General features: G+C 73.0%; 13 protein-coding genes. 6 read left to right on the top strand and 7 right to left on the bottom strand.

Features of this window, described 5'->3' with window-relative positions; translation table 11 throughout:
* Window positions 1–664 precede the first annotated feature (664 nt).
* Window positions 665–2899, top strand: a complete 2235-nt coding sequence (locus DTB53_RS05210; RefSeq protein WP_042497669.1) for a serine/threonine-protein kinase — start codon at window positions 665–667, stop codon at window positions 2897–2899.
* 44 nt (window positions 2900–2943) lie between these two features.
* Here the strand turns inward: DTB53_RS05210 and DTB53_RS05205 are convergent, their stop codons facing one another.
* Entirely contained in the window at window positions 2944–4713 is a 1770-nt protein-coding gene (locus tag DTB53_RS05205; RefSeq protein WP_012381924.1) for a siderophore-interacting protein, read from the bottom strand.
* Complete coding sequence (locus DTB53_RS05200) at window positions 4713–5699, bottom strand: ABC transporter substrate-binding protein (RefSeq protein ID WP_003970724.1); 987 nt, start codon at window positions 5697–5699, stop codon at window positions 4713–4715. The genes DTB53_RS05205 and DTB53_RS05200 overlap by 1 nt, the downstream gene beginning before the upstream one ends.
* 137 nt (window positions 5700–5836) lie before the next feature.
* Here DTB53_RS05200 and DTB53_RS05195 point away from each other — a divergent pair, with 137 nt between their 5' ends.
* The 5 genes from DTB53_RS05195 to DTB53_RS05175 all read left to right on the top strand — a co-directional run bounded on the left by DTB53_RS05195 (window position 5837) and on the right by DTB53_RS05175 (window position 10110).
* On the top strand, window positions 5837–6583 hold the full coding sequence (locus DTB53_RS05195) for a helix-turn-helix domain-containing protein (RefSeq protein ID WP_030704780.1): 747 nt from the start codon (window positions 5837–5839) through the stop codon (window positions 6581–6583).
* Window positions 6584–6674: 91 nt separating this feature from the next.
* Window positions 6675–7733, top strand: a complete 1059-nt coding sequence (locus DTB53_RS05190; RefSeq protein WP_012381926.1) for an iron chelate uptake ABC transporter family permease subunit — start codon at window positions 6675–6677, stop codon at window positions 7731–7733.
* Window positions 7730–8764 (top strand): FecCD family ABC transporter permease, encoded by a 1035-nt coding sequence (locus DTB53_RS05185; RefSeq protein WP_012381927.1) that lies wholly within the window; start codon window positions 7730–7732, stop codon window positions 8762–8764. Before DTB53_RS05190 ends, DTB53_RS05185 begins: the two co-directional genes overlap by 4 nt.
* A gap of 81 nt (window positions 8765–8845) precedes the next feature.
* The gene (locus DTB53_RS05180; RefSeq protein WP_003970728.1) at window positions 8846–9214 is read left to right on the top strand and encodes a BlaI/MecI/CopY family transcriptional regulator; all 369 of its coding nucleotides are present in this window, start codon (window positions 8846–8848) and stop codon (window positions 9212–9214) included.
* Entirely contained in the window at window positions 9211–10110 is a 900-nt protein-coding gene (locus DTB53_RS05175) for a M56 family metallopeptidase (protein ID WP_012381928.1), read from the top strand. The genes DTB53_RS05180 and DTB53_RS05175 overlap by 4 nt, the downstream gene beginning before the upstream one ends.
* Before the next feature lie 37 nt (window positions 10111–10147).
* Here the strand turns inward: DTB53_RS05175 and DTB53_RS05170 are convergent, their stop codons facing one another.
* The 5 genes from DTB53_RS05170 to DTB53_RS05150 form a co-directional block, all read right to left on the bottom strand.
* Window positions 10148–11185, bottom strand: coding sequence for a C40 family peptidase (locus DTB53_RS05170; RefSeq protein WP_003970729.1), 1038 nt, complete (start codon window positions 11183–11185; stop codon window positions 10148–10150).
* 214 nt (window positions 11186–11399) lie between these two features.
* The gene (locus tag DTB53_RS05165; RefSeq protein WP_012381929.1) at window positions 11400–11927 is read right to left on the bottom strand and encodes a GNAT family N-acetyltransferase; all 528 of its coding nucleotides are present in this window, start codon (window positions 11925–11927) and stop codon (window positions 11400–11402) included.
* Between the two features lie 42 nt (window positions 11928–11969).
* Entirely contained in the window at window positions 11970–12386 is a 417-nt protein-coding gene (locus DTB53_RS05160) for a hypothetical protein (RefSeq protein ID WP_106431731.1), read from the bottom strand.
* Between the two features lie 100 nt (window positions 12387–12486).
* Window positions 12487–14004 (bottom strand): glycerol kinase GlpK, encoded by a 1518-nt coding sequence (gene glpK, locus DTB53_RS05155; protein WP_012381931.1) that lies wholly within the window; start codon window positions 14002–14004, stop codon window positions 12487–12489.
* A gap of 27 nt (window positions 14005–14031) precedes the next feature.
* Window positions 14032–14877: an MIP/aquaporin family protein gene (locus DTB53_RS05150; RefSeq protein ID WP_012381932.1), complete on the bottom strand. Its 846-nt coding sequence runs from the start codon at window positions 14875–14877 to the stop codon at window positions 14032–14034.
* Between the last annotated feature and the right edge of the window lie 136 nt (window positions 14878–15013).

Below are 15013 nucleotides of genomic sequence, written 5' to 3'. Positions count from 1 at the left end.
GGCTCGACAGCGGACCGGCGGACTGTCCGGACTCGGTATTCGTCAGGAACTCTTCACGTGCTGACTGACCGCCAAATGCTCGTCGGTGAACTGCACTTGGGAGGTCGATATCAATCCCCGTGGTGATGTTGGCAATCTACTTGTACGCCGCGGTGCGCGCTGCCGCATCGCAAGAGAAAAATCTTCCTTCGGCAGTCCGCGAACACCCTGGGCTCACCTTTGTGACCTGGGCTGTCCGGGTACCTCAGCTATTCACCCGTTCAAGCGGGACGCTTCCTACCTCTGTACAACCTGTCGGGGTATACGAACAGATGGAGGGGCCATGGGCGTACGCCGGAATCCCCGGACCGGGCGCCCCATTCCGGACCGGCGATGAATCTCCGCATGCGGTCATGAGGAGCAATTCGGCGGTGTCGGCGTTCCCCGGCCCGTACGTCGGGGAGGCACGCCGTACGGCTCGGGGCCGGCGGGAAGACGGACGCGGAACCGGCGGGTGGGCCGGCGGCCCTCCTCGTCGAGGACGGTCTCCGCCCGGGAGCCGCCGTGAGCGGCGCCGACCGTCACCCGCTTCGCTCCGCCGCACCACCCTGCGGCTAGTTTGGGTGCAGCACAGGTGAGCGGGCCCGTGGTGCACGGACGCACGGGGGACGGGAGGTCGGGAAGAGTGTCGCTGCGCGGAGGTGATCCGGTCGAGATCGGCGGTTATCCGCTGGAGGAGCGGCTCGGTTCGGGCGGCATGGGCACGGTCTTCCTGGCCCGTACGAGCTCGGGCCGGCCGGTCGCGATCAAGCTGATCCATCAGCAGTTCGCGGGGGACGACGAGTTCCGCATCCGTTTCCGGCAGGAGGTGGCTGCCGCCCGACGGGTGAGCGGCGCGTTCACCGCCGCCGTCGTCGACGCCGCCCCCGAGGCCGAGCAGCCGTGGATGGCGACGGCCTACATCGAGGGGCCCACGCTCACGCAGCGCATCGCCGAGGGGGGTCCGCTGGGCGGAGCGGAGCTGCGACGCCTCGCCATCGGACTGGCGGAGGCGCTGCGCGACATCCACCGGGTGGGCGTCGTCCACCGTGACCTGAAGCCCTCGAACGTCGTCCTCTCGGCCGAGGGGCCCCGCGTCATCGACTTCGGCATCTCGCGGGCGGTGGACCAGCAGACGCTGACGATGACCGGGCGGGTCATCGGCACACCGCCCTTCATGTCGCCCGAGCAGTTGCAGGCGCCGCGCGGTGTGGGACCGCGGTCCGACGTCTTCTCGCTGGGAACGCTCCTGGTGTACGCGGCGACCGGCCACGGTCCCTTCGACGCGGACAGCCCCTATATGACGGCCTACCAGGTGGTGCACGAGGAGCCGTCGTTGGACGCCGTCCCGGAGGCGCTGCGAGCGGTCGTCGAACCGTGCCTGGACAAGGAGCCCGAGGGGCGCCCCTCGGCGGACGAACTCCTCGTGCTGCTGCGGGACCTGCCCGCCGAACTCGGCGGGACCCGGGCCGGTGCTCCGGGCGCGGGCCGCACCCGCGACATGAACACGCAGGCCCACCTCGCGACGGGGGGCGCCGCCCCGGCGGCCTCCGGCACGGAGGGTGCCGGGGCGCAGGCGGGTGCCCGTCCGCGCCGCCGCCGTCGGCCCGTACTCGCCGCGGCGGTCGCGGTGGCCGCGATCGGCGGCGGGGTCGCCGCGCTGACGACGGGCGCCTTCGACGGTGGCGGCGGCGCGGGCCCCGGTGGCGCGGGCGCCGGGCAGAGCACCGCGGCGTTGGCGGGCGCGCTTCCGGACGGGTTCGCGCCGTGGCACGGGACGGTGCCGGGCGGTCGCGAGGACATCCCCGACGAACTGCGGTGCGTCGTGCGGGGCGACGCGCTGTTCTGCGGGGGCGGCGGCGTCGTCGCGACCCGTATCAGGGCACACGACGGGTCCCGGGTGTGGACCGTGAAAAGCCCCGGCGTCCCCGCCCAGGGCGTGCACCTGGTGGGCGCCACCGACGACACGGTGCTCGGGTACCGCATCGCCGCCCAGGACGACCCCGAGAGCCCGCGCAGCGAGGTGGTCGCCCTCGACGCCGACAGCGGCCGGGAGCTGTGGTCCGCACCGTCCGGCGGCCAGTCGACGGCCGTCACGGGCCGGACCATGGACGCCGTCGTGGTCGGCACCGCCGTCGTGACGGTCGACGACTCCAACTCCCGCTTCGAGGCCCGGGACGCCCACAGCGGCGAGGTCCGCTGGACGACGCCGTTCCCCGCCGGCACGCAGTGCGCCCCCGTGCCGCTCGGGTCCCGGCTCCTCGCGATGTGCGCGGCCGACGCGGAGGTGGACGACCTGCGGGTGAGCCGTCCCACCCTGCGTACGCTCGCCCTCCCCTCCGGTACCCCGGGCAGGCCCGTCACCGTCGACGGCCCGGTGGTACCGGTGGGCGCCGCCCGCGGCGGGCTCGTCCTCCTCTCGAAGCACTACGAGGGACCGGCGCCGGCCGGGTACGACGGAGTGGCGCGGTTCGACCCGGACGCGCGGAAGGTCACGTACGCACGGTTCGACAAGGTGTACGAGGGCACGTCGGGCATGGCGGACGGCACGGTCTACGTGAGCGGGCAGGCCGGTCTCGTCACGGCGCTCGACTCCGCGACGGGGCGCCGGAAGTGGTCGCGTCAGACCGGCGTGGAGGGTGCTTCGGGCCCCGCGGCGGGAGCGGGTGCGCTGTTCTTCAGCTCGGCCACCGGCCGGGTCGTCGCGCTCTCGCCGAAGGACGGCGAACCGCTGTGGGCGACCGACCCCCGGATCGACGCGCTCACGGGCGAGCAGGACGCGAGCCCTCGAGTGGCCGTCGCGGGGGGCGCGGTGTTCGTGGCCGCGGCCGACAACACCCTCTTCGCCTTCGACGCGCGGAGGCCGCCGGGGTCGGGCTGACCCCGGCGGCCTCCCCGCCCGCCCCTCCCCTGTGGGGGCGGGCGTCAGGCCCGGCGCAGCACCGTGGCCTCGGTGCCCCAGCCGAGCGCGATCGTCCGGTCGACACTCCATCCCGAGCGCCCCGCGAGCGCGGCGAGCGCGGCGGAGTCGCGCAGCGGACTGCCGGTCGCGGTGTACGCGTGCAGAGCCGCCTCGGCCGCGTGCGGGCTCAGCCCGTCGGGGCGGGAGGCCTCGACGAGCACAGCGGTCCCGGTCCATTCGGCCAGCCGCGTGAGGAGCGCCACGGCCTCCTCGTCGGTGCGGTGGGCGAGAGCCTTCGCGGCGACGGCGACATCGGCGGGGCCGGCCGTCCAGTCGATCCGGTCCGGTGCCGTGAGATGCCCGCGCAGGACCTCGGCCGGGACGGACTCCTCCGCGATCCGCAGCCGGGGCCGCCGCCCGGCGTCGTCGAGAGCGGCGACCACCGAGGCGCTGCCGGGACCGGTCAGAAGACAGGTCCCGACGTCCGCCCAGAGGGGGTCGGCCGTCAGACCGGTCAGCAGGAAGACCAACTGCTCGCACTCCTCGACCAGCTCGGCGTAGCGGTCGGCGTCGTGCGTCACCGTGTCGTGCAGGGTGGCGCCCGCGGCGAGCCGCCAGGGGGACGTGCCGTCCCGGACCGCGGGAGCCAGGTGCGTGAGAGCCAGCAGCAGTTCGGCCTCGTGGCCGGTGTACTCCTCCCGCTCGTGGTCGTCCAGGAGCTCCTCGCCCGCCGGGCCCAGGCGCAGCCCGGCCCCGCCGTCCGCGCCGACGACCACGTCGTACGCGGCGAGCAGCGGAAGCAGTACGCCGATCCCGGTCCCGGACACGCCCAGCCGGGCCGCGAGCGCGTCGGCGGAGAGCCCCGGCGCGTCGGCCACCGCGTCGACGACGCCGAGTCGCAGTGCGGCGCGGGCCACCAGCCACGGCAGCGGCGACGGGATCTCGGCAGGGCCCTGCGCGGCGGCGTCGGCGGTGTCCGGCGCCTCGGCTGCGGCGGCCTCCTCCCGGTGCCAGTAACCCGTGATGTTCAGCCGGTCCTTGGGGAGCTTCCGCTCCCGCTGGAGATACCGGCGTACCGGCAGCAGCGCCCGGCTCTCCGCCGCCGCCCAGACGTACCCCTCGCCCGCCGGCACCGGCAGGGCGCGCACGGCGGCGTCCAGCGCCGCGGCGTCGCCCGGCTCGGCGACCACCCAGGTGATCGTGTCGCCGTCGCGCAGCACCGGCTCCTGGCGTGCCGCCTCGTCCGGGACGGTGACCAGGACGTGCGCCGGGGCGTCGAGGGGACGTTCGTCGAGGAAGCGGCCGATCGCGGGCAGCGCCGTCTCGTCCCCGATGAGGAGGATCCAGTCCAGCCGTTCCGGCAGCCGGAGCGACGACTTGGGCCCCACGAACCACAGCTCGTCGCCCTCCCGTGCCGACGCCGACCAGGCCTCCGCGGGCCCCTCGCCGTGCACCACGAAGTCGAGGTGGAGCTCTCCCGCCCGGTGGTCCACCCGCCGGGGCGTGTAGTCGCGGGTCAGCCGGTGCTCGGCCGGCGTCCACTCGATGCCGTGCGGCAACTGGGCCGGGAGCGCCGCCCGGACGTCCCCGTCGGCGGCCAGGATCAGCTTGATGTGGTCGTCGAACCCGGGCGCGGTGAAGCCGGGGTGGTCGATCCCGTCACGGGTGAACGCCGCGAGCTCCTCGCCGCCGAGGACGACGCGCCGCATCCGGGGGGTGACCTCCTCGACGCGGCGCACGGTGACCCGGCGCAGGACGAGGGGGTGCGTCGTGTACGCACGCTGGGCGGCCATCAGGAGAACTGCTTCTCGATGATGTCGAGGAGGGCCATCGACTCGTCGTAGTCGCCGCGCAGCACCCAGTGCGGCAGGTCGTAGGCCCGGTTCGCCCTGAAGGCGGGCAGCGCGCCGTAGACGGGGTTCTTCTTGAGGGTGGCGACGTCCGTCGTGTCGGCGTTGAAGCCCATCACGAACACGGACGGCTGGGTGATCGTCTGGCCCACCTTCTCCGTCGACAGCTCGAACATGTCACCGCCCTGCCCGTACACCTTGAAGCCGCCGTCGGCGAAGACCGGCGCCGGCTCGATGCCGACCTTCTTCAGCTCGGTGGGCAGGCCCACGCTCTCCACCAGGCCGAAGGCGGTGCCGTCGCCGGTGAAGGTCAGGAAGGAGACCGGGCCGGCCGGCGGCCGGATCGCCTTCTTCACCTCGCCGATCCGCTTGTCGTAGGCGGCCAGGTGCTTGTCGTAGACGTCGGCCTTGCCGAACACGTCGCCGGCGAGGAAGGAGAACTGGGCCCGCCAGTCGCCGAGCTTCTTGCCCACCAGCACGGTGGGGGCGATGTCGGTGAGCTCGTCGTACACCTTCTCCGCCTGGAACAGCGGGAAGCCGATGCCGCCACCGACGATGAGGTCGGGCTCCAGGGCGAGGATCGCCTCCAGGTCGAAGCCGTCGACGCTCCACGGCAGGAAGGTCGTCCCGTCCGCCTTCGCCTCCTTCGCCCAGTTCGGCGAGAACTCGCCCTTGCTCTCGGCGTCCTCGGGGATGGTGGCCCGCACCGGCACATCGAGGTCGTAGAGGTACCCGGCGAGGGCGTGGTTCAGCACGACCACCTTCTTGGGCTCGGTCGGCACCTCCACCTTGCCGTAGTCGGTCGTGACCGTTCGGGTCTTCGCGGCGGAGGCCTTGTCCCCGTCGCCCGACGGGTCGGCGGCCGAGCAGCCGGTGAGGGCCAGCGCGGCGACGACCGCGACGGCGAGAAGGCGGGCAGGAGCAAACATGGGACCTCATGTGGCTGGGTAGGCTCGGAGATTCGAGCTGTTGGTAAGGTGAGGCTAACCTCGCTGGTTCCGCTGCGTCGATCCGCGTACGACATCGCCAGTGACGGACACGACGCGTCGCACAACGGGAGGCACGCTTGCCGACGACATCGCTCGGCACGGTGGTCGCCGAGAACGCCATCCGCTTTCTGGGGCACGACACGCATCGGCACGACGCGCCGCACCTCATCTACCTGGTGACCGGCAGCGCCCGCCTGTCCGCCGACGGCGAGGAGTGGCGGCTCGGCCGGCACGAGGCCCTCTGGCTCGCTCCGCGCGTGCCGCACGCGCTGCGGATCGACCCGGGCGGCATGGCACTCGGCCCCCTCCTCGACCCCGCTGACCAGCCACGACGCCGGGTCCAGCCGCTCGGAGCGGTCCCCGCGATCGTGGAGGTCATGACCACCACACTGGGCGCGGCGCCGTCCACCCCGGAGCAGGTCGAGCCCTTCCGCCAGGAACTGGGGCGGGTCCTGAGGGGCATCTCCCGGCAGTACTTCCCGGTCGTGCTGCCCGTCCACCCCGCGGTGCGCGCACTCGCCCGCGAGGCCCTGCGCGCCCCCTCCCTCACCCTGGAACGGCTCGCCGAACGGCACCGGATGAGCCCCCGCCAGGTGCAGCGCGTCATCCTCGACGAGACCGGACTGCCCTTCACACGGTGGCGCAACCGGGCCAGGATGAACGCCGCCGTCGAACACCTCCGCGGCGGAGGCGAGCTGACGGCCGCGGCCAGGGCGGCCGGCTATGCGACCCGGGCCGGACTGCTGCGCGCGCTGAGCCGCGAGTCCGGGGTGCCCGTGAGCGCGCTCACCACGGACGCGCTGGGGGCGCTCGGCGGCCGCTGAGCCGGGAGCCGGGCCGCTCCAGCGGTCCACGTACGTCGATCACACACGGCACTCCGGCCTGTCCGGGTGGCGGGTTGCACAGGGAGAACAGATGGCACAGGCGCTCGCGCCGACGACCGCGCCACCACCGGCCGCGCCGTCGAGGTCGTCACGTCGCAGGACCCGTCGGCTCCTCGGCCTGGGCGTCGCCCTCGGCACGCTCCTGGTGGCGGTGGTCCTCAGCGTCGCGATCGGCTCGGCGATGCTCCCCCTCGACGTGGTGTGGCAGGCGCTGACCGCCCCCGACGGCTCCGCCTCGCACGCCACGATCAGCGGCGCCCGCGTGGACCGCACGCTGCTCGGCATCGTCGTCGGCGCGTCCCTCGGGGTCGCGGGGGCGCTCATCCAGGCGCTCACCCGCAATCCGCTCGCCGACCCCGGTGTCCTCGGCGTCAACGCCGGCGCGAGCTTCGCCGTCACCCTGGCCGTCGCCGCCTTCGGCGTCACCCGCATCGACCAGTACCTGCCCTTCGCCTTCGCCGGCGCCGTCGTCGGCTCGGCGGTCGTCTACCTCGCCGCGAGCGGCGGACGGGGCGGACCCACACCGCTGCGCCTCACCCTGGTCGGGGTCGCCTTCTCGGCGGTGCTGCTCGGCATCTCCCAGACCCTCGCCCTGATCGACACGGACACCTTCGACCGCATGCGGTTCTGGGGAGCCGGCACCATCACCGACCGCCCGACCGGCACCGCCGCCGACATCGCGCCCTTCGTGCTGGCCGGACTGCTGGCCGCCGCCCTCTGCGCCCGCCCGCTCAACGCGATCGCGCTCGGCGACGACGCGGGGCGGGCCGTCGGGCTGCGGGTCGGCGCGACCCGGTGCGGTGTGGTGGTCGCGGTGGCCCTGCTGTGCGGTTCGGCGACGGCCGCCGCGGGCCCGCTGATGTTCGTCGGCCTCATGGTCCCGCACGCCGTGCGCCGGCTCACCGGGCCCGACTGGCGCTGGATCCTGGTCTACTCCGCCGTCCTCGCCCCGGCGATCGTGCTGTTCGCCGATGTGCTGGGCCGACTGATCGTCATTCCGTCCGAACTCCAGGTCGGCGTCATGATGCCGCTCATCGGAGCGCCCGTACTGATCCTGCTGGTGCGCGGAAACCGGGTGAGGCAACTGTGAGCGGGACCTTCGTCCTCCGGGCGGGGTCGCTGAGCCTGCGGGCGTCGCGCCGCGGAGTCCTCGTGTGCGGGCTGCTGTCGGCCGCGCTGCTCGCCCTGGCCCTGTGGGCCTTCACCCTCGGCAGCTACGCGCTGAGCCTCGGCGACCTCGCCGCCGTCGTGTCGGGCACCGCCGGCAACGGCGTCCGCACCGTCGTCCTGGAATGGCGGGCGCCGCGCATCGTCGCCGCCGTGGTGTTCGGGGCCGCCCTCGCTCTGGGCGGCGCGGTCTTCCAGTCCCTGACCCGCAACCCGCTCGGCAGCCCCGACGTCATCGGCTTCACCACCGGCTCCTACACCGGCGTCGTCCTCACCCTGCTCGCGGGCGCGAGCAGTTACTCGGCGCTCGCGGCGGGCGCCCTCGCCGGCGGACTCGTTACCGCACTCGCCGTGTATCTGCTGTCGTTCCGGCGGGGCGTCCGGGGCTTCCGGCTCATCATCGTGGGGATCGCGGTCGGCGCGCTGCTCTCCTCGGTCAACACGTGGTTCTCCGTGAAGGCCGACGTGGACACCGCGCTGCGGGCCGCGGTGTGGGGCGCCGGCTCGCTCAGCGCCATCGGCTGGCCCGCCGTCCTGATGGCCTCCGTCCTGGTGGCCGTGGTCGCCCTGGCCGCCCCGGTGGCACAGCGCCGGATGCGCTGGCTCGAACTGGGCGACGACACGGCGGCGATGCTGGGCGTACGCGTCGAGCGGACGAAACTGCTGCTGGTCGTCCTCGGCGTGACCGCCACGGCCGCGGTGACCGCCGCGGCCGGCCCCATCGCCTTCGTGGCCCTGGCGGCGCCGCAGATCGCCCGCCGCCTCACCGGGCGCGGAACCTCCGTCGACCTCGCCGGATCGGCGCTCGTCGGCGCGCTGCTGCTGCTCGGCGCCGACATCGCGGCGCAGCACGCGATCGGGGGAGTGGTGCTGCCGACCGGCGCGGTCACCGTGTGCGTCGGCGGGGCGTACCTCCTGGTGCTGCTGGTCCGGGAGTCCCGGCGGGGATTCTAGATCCGCCGGTCCGGGCGTGAACCTACAATGGTCTCCCGTGCGCGCGAAGGCGCACGGGGCGCGGGGACGTGGGGACGGGGTATGCGACGGCTCGGAGAGCTCGAGGCCGAGATCATGGACTGCCTGTGGAAGTGGGACCGGCCGGCGACGGTCCGTGAGGTGGTCGACGACATCAACCTCCGCCGCCAGGCCGCCTACACGACCGTGATGACCGTGGCCACCATCCTCTACAACAAGGGGTGGCTGACCCGGCGGAAGCAGGGGCAGGCGTGGCTCTACACGCCGGTCCGCAGCCGCGAGGCCTACTCCGCGGCCCTGATGGAGGACGCCCTCGGGGCGAGCCGGGACCGGTCGGCGGCCCTCGTGCACTTCGTGGAGCGGATGACGGACGAGGAGGTCGCCGCGCTCCGCGAGGCGCTGCGCGCGACGGGCCGCGGCGGCGAGCTGTGAACGCCGCGCCCTTCTTCCTCGGTTACGCCGCGGCCGTCGGCGTCCTCGCCCCGCCCGCGCTGCTCCGCAGCAACTGGCCCCAGCGGTCACCGCTGCTGGCGGTCGCCGTCTGGTTCGCGCTGGCGGCGTCCTTCTCCGTCTGCGTCGCCCTGGCCGCCCTGCACCTCACCACTCCGGGCGCCCACCTGCACGGCATCCTCTACTCCTGCCGCTCGGCCCTGGGTCTCGGCCCGTCCGGCGGCGGCCTCCTGCCGGGCCTGGGGCTCGCCGCGGTCGGCGTCCTGGTCGTGGCCCACCTCGCCGGCTTCGCCGAGCACACCGTGCGGGCGTACGCCGCCCGTGCCCGGCACCGCGAGATCCTCGACAAGGTCGGCCGACGGTCGGCCTGTTCCCGGGCCACCGTGGTGGAGCACGCCGAGCCCGCCGCCTACTGCCTGCCCGGACGCCGCCCGAGGATCGTCCTCAGCAGCGGGGCCGTCCGCCTGCTGTCCGGCGGCGAACTCGACGCCGTCGTCGAACACGAGCGGGCCCACATCCGCGGCCGCCACCACCTCGTCCTCGCGGTCGCCCACGCCTTCGCCCGGGTCTTCCCCGGCGTGCCGCTCACCCGCCATCTCCAGCAGCAGGTTCCCCTGCTGCTGGAGATGGCCGCCGACGACCACGCGCTGCGCCGCTGCCCGCGCGGGGCGCTGGCCGCCGCCATGTACACCCTCGCGGCGGGCGAGGCGCCGAACGGGGCCCTGGCGGCGGGCGGGCGGACGGCCCTGGTCCGCCTCCGGCGCGTGCTGGCCCCGGCGCACCGGGCCCATCCCGCCCTGCGGTGCGCGGTCGGCACCGGCGCCCTGATCACGCCCGTCCTGCCCGTACTGCTGACCTGCCACGCCGGTCTAGGGTGACACCCGCCGGCCGGCCGCGAACAGGCCGGCCGGCGCCTCAGATCCGTACGCCCCACATGAACGGCATCCCGCTGCGGGCCATCGACTCGTACCGCACCTGCGCGCCGGGCTTCGGCGCGTGGAGTATCTGGCCGTTCCCGGCGTAGAAGCCCACATGGCTCAGGTCGGTGCGCATGATGACGAGGTCGCCGGGCTTCAGCGCGCCGATCGAGTTGATCCGGGTGCCGGCGTTGGCCTGGGCCTGCGACGTACGGGGCAGGGAGACATCGGCCTGCTGGAACGCCCAGGAGGTCAGACCCGAGCAGTCGAAGGACCCGGGCCCGGTCGCTCCCCACACGTACGGCATGCCGACCCGGCTCTTGGCCGCGTTGAACGCCGCGGCCGTACGCCCGGACGCACTGGCCTCGTTGCCCAGCTCGACCCGCTCGCTCGCCCGGTTGGCCCGCTCCTCCTTGGCGACCCGCTCGGCCCGCTCCTCGGCCGTGAGGGTGTTGAGGAGCCGCTGCGCCTCGGCCAGCTTGCCCTGGATCTCCTTCTTCTTGCTGCCCAGCTCCTTGCGGGTCTCCTGGAGGCTGCCGAGCTTCTCCGCCGCCTGGGCGCGCTGCTGTTGCAGGGCGCGCTGCTGCGAGAGGAACCGCTGGAGCGTGTCCGACTGCCGGGCGCTGAGCCGGTCGAGGCCCGACGCCTGGTCCAGGTAGGCGTCGGGATCGGTCGAGAGCAGCAGCTGGAGGGAGGGATCGAGACCACCGCTGCGGTACTGGGCCGTGGCCGCCGAACCGAGCTGCTGCCGCAGCTCGTTGAGCGCCGCCTGCTTGCGGACGACCTCCTCGTGGAGGTTGTCCGCCTCCTTCTGCAGCTTCCCGGCGGATTCCTTCGCCCCGTTGTACTTCTCGGTGGCCTGGGTGGCCTGCTCGTACAGCCGGTCGACCTGTGCCTGGACACCCTTCTTGTTGGGGTCCGGCAGCGGATCGGCCGAGGCCGACTGCGCGGAGAGCGCGACCGTCACCGCCGCGGTCGCGGTGAGCACGGACGTGTATCCGTGACTGGGCTGCTTGGGACGACGGTGGGACGCCACTGAGGCGAGCTCCTTCTTCCTCGGCCGCTGCGCGACGGTCCACGGACCGTCAAGTACCGCTCAGGGATCGCGGCTTCAGCGACACCTCCACCGGTGACCCGGGCGGGCGACCGGCCGTTCGGAGGCCGAGCCACGCATACTAATCAACTTAGTGGCCCACATCCAAGCGCGGTCGACGGGGCGCCCCTCTCCACCCGGGCACGCCGTGACCTGCTCAGTCGCCGAGGATCCGCTCCCACAGCAGTCCGTCCCGCCAGTTCCCGTCGAGGAAGATCGCCGAGTGCGCGACGCCGTACGGGGTGAACCCGTTGCGGCGCAGCACCCGTTGCGAGGGCAGGTTCTCCAGGTTGGTGGACGCCTCGGCGCGGTGCAGGCCGAGCTCCTCCCTCATCACCCGGAGCACGAGGGCGACGGCGTTCCCCGCGTGCCCTTGATTCTGGGCGACGGTCGCTGTCCAGTAGCCGACGGAACCCCGGCGCAGATGCGGCTGCGGCAGGATGCCCCCCACGGTGACCTGCCCGATCACCTGGCCGTCGGCGAGCACCACACCCGGCCAGACCGTGCCGGCCCGGTACCCGGCCAGCAGGCCCTCGATCCGCTCCGCCTGCCCCTGCGGGGTGAAGTAGTCGGCCGGCTGGGCCGGTTCCCACGGCCGGAAGGCCTCGGCGTCACGTACCCGGTGCGCCGCGATCGGGGCGGCGTCGGTCGGCTCTATCAGGCGGATTCCGGTACGGCTGGTCATGGGCCGGTCCTCGTCGCGGTGCGTCGGATGGGACCGCCAACGCTATGCGAAGACGTCCGGGGCCCCTTGGCCGGAGGTGGGGACATCGATGGCGAGGTGACCGTCGCCGTCCGGCCGGGAGACGGCGCCGGGGTTCAGTCGTGCGGCCAGAGAGTCCAGCACGCGGGCGGTCAGCGAGGCGTCCGGTACGGCGGTGCCTTCGGGAGGGAGGAAGTCCTCGGCCTCGCGCGGGGGATGGCCCCCGAGGTAGCGGGCCGCGTCCTTGCCGACGACCCAACAGGCGAGGGAGACCTGCGCGAGCCCGGGGGTCGTGCGCCTCACCCGGACATGGGCGCGGAGAGTGAAGTCATCCCCGCCGAACGACACGGTGGTGGTGAATTCCCGCCCGCGGGGGAAGCGTTGGAGCAGCTCGACCACGGCGGGTCCCACCACTGCCCGGGCCATGGGCTCCGCGTACACCGGGTCCTCCTCGTCGGGTGTCCTCCAGCATGCCGTACGCACGCGTGCCGGAGAACACCTCGACGGGCCCCGGCCGGGACCGTCGTGACGTCGGAGCGGTTCAGGGGACCTTCACCCAGTCGAGGGTGCGCTCCACCGCCCTCTTCCAGCCCGCGTAGCCCTCCGTGCGCTGCTCCTCGGACCACTGGGGCGACCAGCGCTTCGACTCGTGCCACTGGGTGCGCAGCTCGTCGGTGTTCTGCCAGAAGCCGGTGGCGAGCCCCGCCGCGTAGGCGGCGCCGAGAGCGGTCGTCTCGGCGACGACGGGACGGCTGACCGGGACGCCGAGGACGTCGGACTGGATCTGCATGCAGAGGTCGTTGGCGGTGACCCCGCCGTCGACCTTGAGCACGTCCAGGTGGACCCCGGAGTCCTGCTCCATGGCCTCGACCACGTCGCGGCTCTGGTAGCAGATGGCTTCCAGCGTGGCCCGTGCCAGGTGGGCGCCGTCGTTGTACCTGGCGAGGCCGACGATCGCGCCGCGGGCGTCGGACCGCCAGTACGGCGCGAACAGACCGGAGAACGCGGGCACGAAGTACATGCCGCCGTTGTCCTCGACGCTCCGGGCCAGCTCCTCGCTCTCGGGCGCCGACTTGATGATCTTCATCTGGTCGCGCAGCCACTGCACCGCCGACCCGGTGACGGCGATGGACCCCTCCAGCGCGTAGACCACCGGACTGTCGCCGAACTGGTAGGCCACCGTGGTGAGGAGCCCGTGCTCCGAGCGGACCAGCTCGGTGCCGGTGTTGAGCACCAGGAAGTTGCCGGTCCCGTAGGTGTTCTTGGCCTCGCCGGGCTCGAAGCAGACCTGGCCGACCGTGGCCGCCTGCTGGTCGCCGAGGACGCCCCCGATGGGGATGGCGGCGCTCAGCGGCCGGGAGGTACGGGTGGACCCGTAGGCCTCCGGATGCGACGAGGGGTTGATCTTCGGGAGCATCGCCCGGGGGATGCCGAAGAAGCCCAGGAGTTCCTCGTCCCAGTCGAGCGTCTCCAGGTTCATCAGCATGGTGCGGCTCGCGTTGGTCACGTCGGTGGCGTGGATACCGCCGTTCGGGCCGCCGGTCAGGTTCCACAGGACCCAGGCGTCCGTGTTGCCGAAGATCGCGTGACCGGCCTCGGCCGCCTCCCGTACGCCGTCGACGTTCTCCAGGATCCACTGGATCTTGCCGCCGGAGAAGTACGTCGCCGGCGGCAGCCCGGCCTTGCGGCGGATGACCTCGCCCTGCCCCGTGCGTTCGAGGTTCGCCGCGATGGCGTCCGTACGGGTGTCCTGCCACACGATGGCGTTGTAGTAGGGCCGCCCGTTGCGCGGGTCCCAGACCACCGTGGTCTCGCGCTGGTTGGTGATCCCGATCGCCACCAGGTCGCTCGGCGAGAGGCCGCCGTGTCGCAGGGCGTTCTGCATCACCGAGTTGGTGCGCTCCCAGATCTCCACGGGATCGTGCTCCACCCAGCCGGAGCGGGGCAGGATCTGCTCGTGCTCCAGTTGGTGCTTGGCGACCTCGTTGCCGCCGTGATCGAAGATCATGAACCGGGTGCTGGTGGTCCCCTGGTCCACCGCGCCGATGAATTCCGCCATGATGTGTCGCCTCTCCGGCCGGTGTCGTCAGGCCTCGGACGCCGGGACGCGTCCCGGCGGTTCGGGTTCGGCGGACGGCAGGAAGCGTCCGATGAAGGCCTTGTAGAGACCCGCGCCCAGCAGGCCGCCGACCAGCGGGCCGATGATGGGCACCCAGAAGTAGAGGTTCCCGTACTGGTCCCGCCACGCGCCGCCGTAACCGGTGAGGAAGCTCGCCAGCCGGGGGCCGAAGTCGCGGGCCGGGTTGATCGCGTAACCCGCGTTGGTGCCCCAGGCCATGCCGATCGCGACCACGACCAGGCCGATGATGAACGGGCCCAGGTTGGAGCCGGGCGGGGTGTTGAGCATGTCCGTGATGGCCATGATCAGGAGCAGCAGGATCGCGGTGCCGATGACCTGGTCGCGGAACGCTCCCCACTCGTGGACCGGCAGCGCCGGGTTGCCGTTGGCCGGCAGGGTGGAGAACACGGTCTGCGTCTTGATGGTGTGTCCGGGGTCGGCCTTCGCCAGCGCCTCGCTGTAGTTCCACCGGACGAGGAGCGCGGCCACGAAGGCGCCGGCCGTCTGCGCCAGCGCGTACGGAGCCACCTTCCGCCACGGGAACCCCTTGAACGCGGCCAGGGAGAGCGTCACCGCGGGATTGAGGTGGGCCCCGCTCAGCCGCGCGGCCACGTAGACGCCGAGCGTGACGCCCAGCCCCCAGGCCCACGCGATGCTGTCGTGGTCACCGAGTCCACCGGCGGGGTCCGTCAGGGCTCCGCCCGCCGCCACTTGGGCGACGACGCCGCATCCGAAGAGGATGAGGATCATCGTGCCCGCGAACTCGGCGGACAGTTCGCCGAGCAGTCCGGACCTCTTACGTAGTTCAGCCATGGGAGCTCGCCCTCCGCCGACGGCGCCGGCTGTCGACAATCCGAGCAGTGTCAGCAGGCTAAGACGTTTCACGAAAGAGGGCATATCGGGGCGCTTCGGGCAGTGTGTCAGGGGTGCCCGTACCCGTGGACCGATC

The organism is Streptomyces griseus (genome assembly GCF_900460065.1).
GTDB classification, from domain to species: Bacteria; Actinomycetota; Actinomycetes; order Streptomycetales; family Streptomycetaceae; genus Streptomyces; species Streptomyces griseus.
Note: the sequence above shows the minus strand (reverse complement) of the source record. Positions and strands in the feature narration are given on the sequence as shown.

Excerpts from the sequence above, each read along its gene's own strand:
- DTB53_RS05190 (WP_012381926.1), top strand. The coding sequence starts at position 6,675 with ATGGCACAGGCGCTCGCGCCGACGACCGCGCCACCACCGGCCGCGCCG.
- DTB53_RS05180 (WP_003970728.1), top strand. The coding sequence starts at position 8,846 with ATGCGACGGCTCGGAGAGCTCGAGGCCGAGATCATGGACTGCCTGTGG.
- DTB53_RS05150 (WP_012381932.1), bottom strand. The coding sequence starts at position 14,877 with ATGGCTGAACTACGTAAGAGGTCCGGACTGCTCGGCGAACTGTCCGCC.
- DTB53_RS05165 (WP_012381929.1), bottom strand. The coding sequence starts at position 11,927 with ATGACCAGCCGTACCGGAATCCGCCTGATAGAGCCGACCGACGCCGCC.
- DTB53_RS05205 (WP_012381924.1), bottom strand. The coding sequence starts at position 4,713 with ATGGCCGCCCAGCGTGCGTACACGACGCACCCCCTCGTCCTGCGCCGG.
- DTB53_RS05200 (WP_003970724.1), bottom strand. The coding sequence starts at position 5,699 with ATGTTTGCTCCTGCCCGCCTTCTCGCCGTCGCGGTCGTCGCCGCGCTG.
- glpK (WP_012381931.1), bottom strand. The coding sequence starts at position 14,004 with ATGGCGGAATTCATCGGCGCGGTGGACCAGGGGACCACCAGCACCCGG.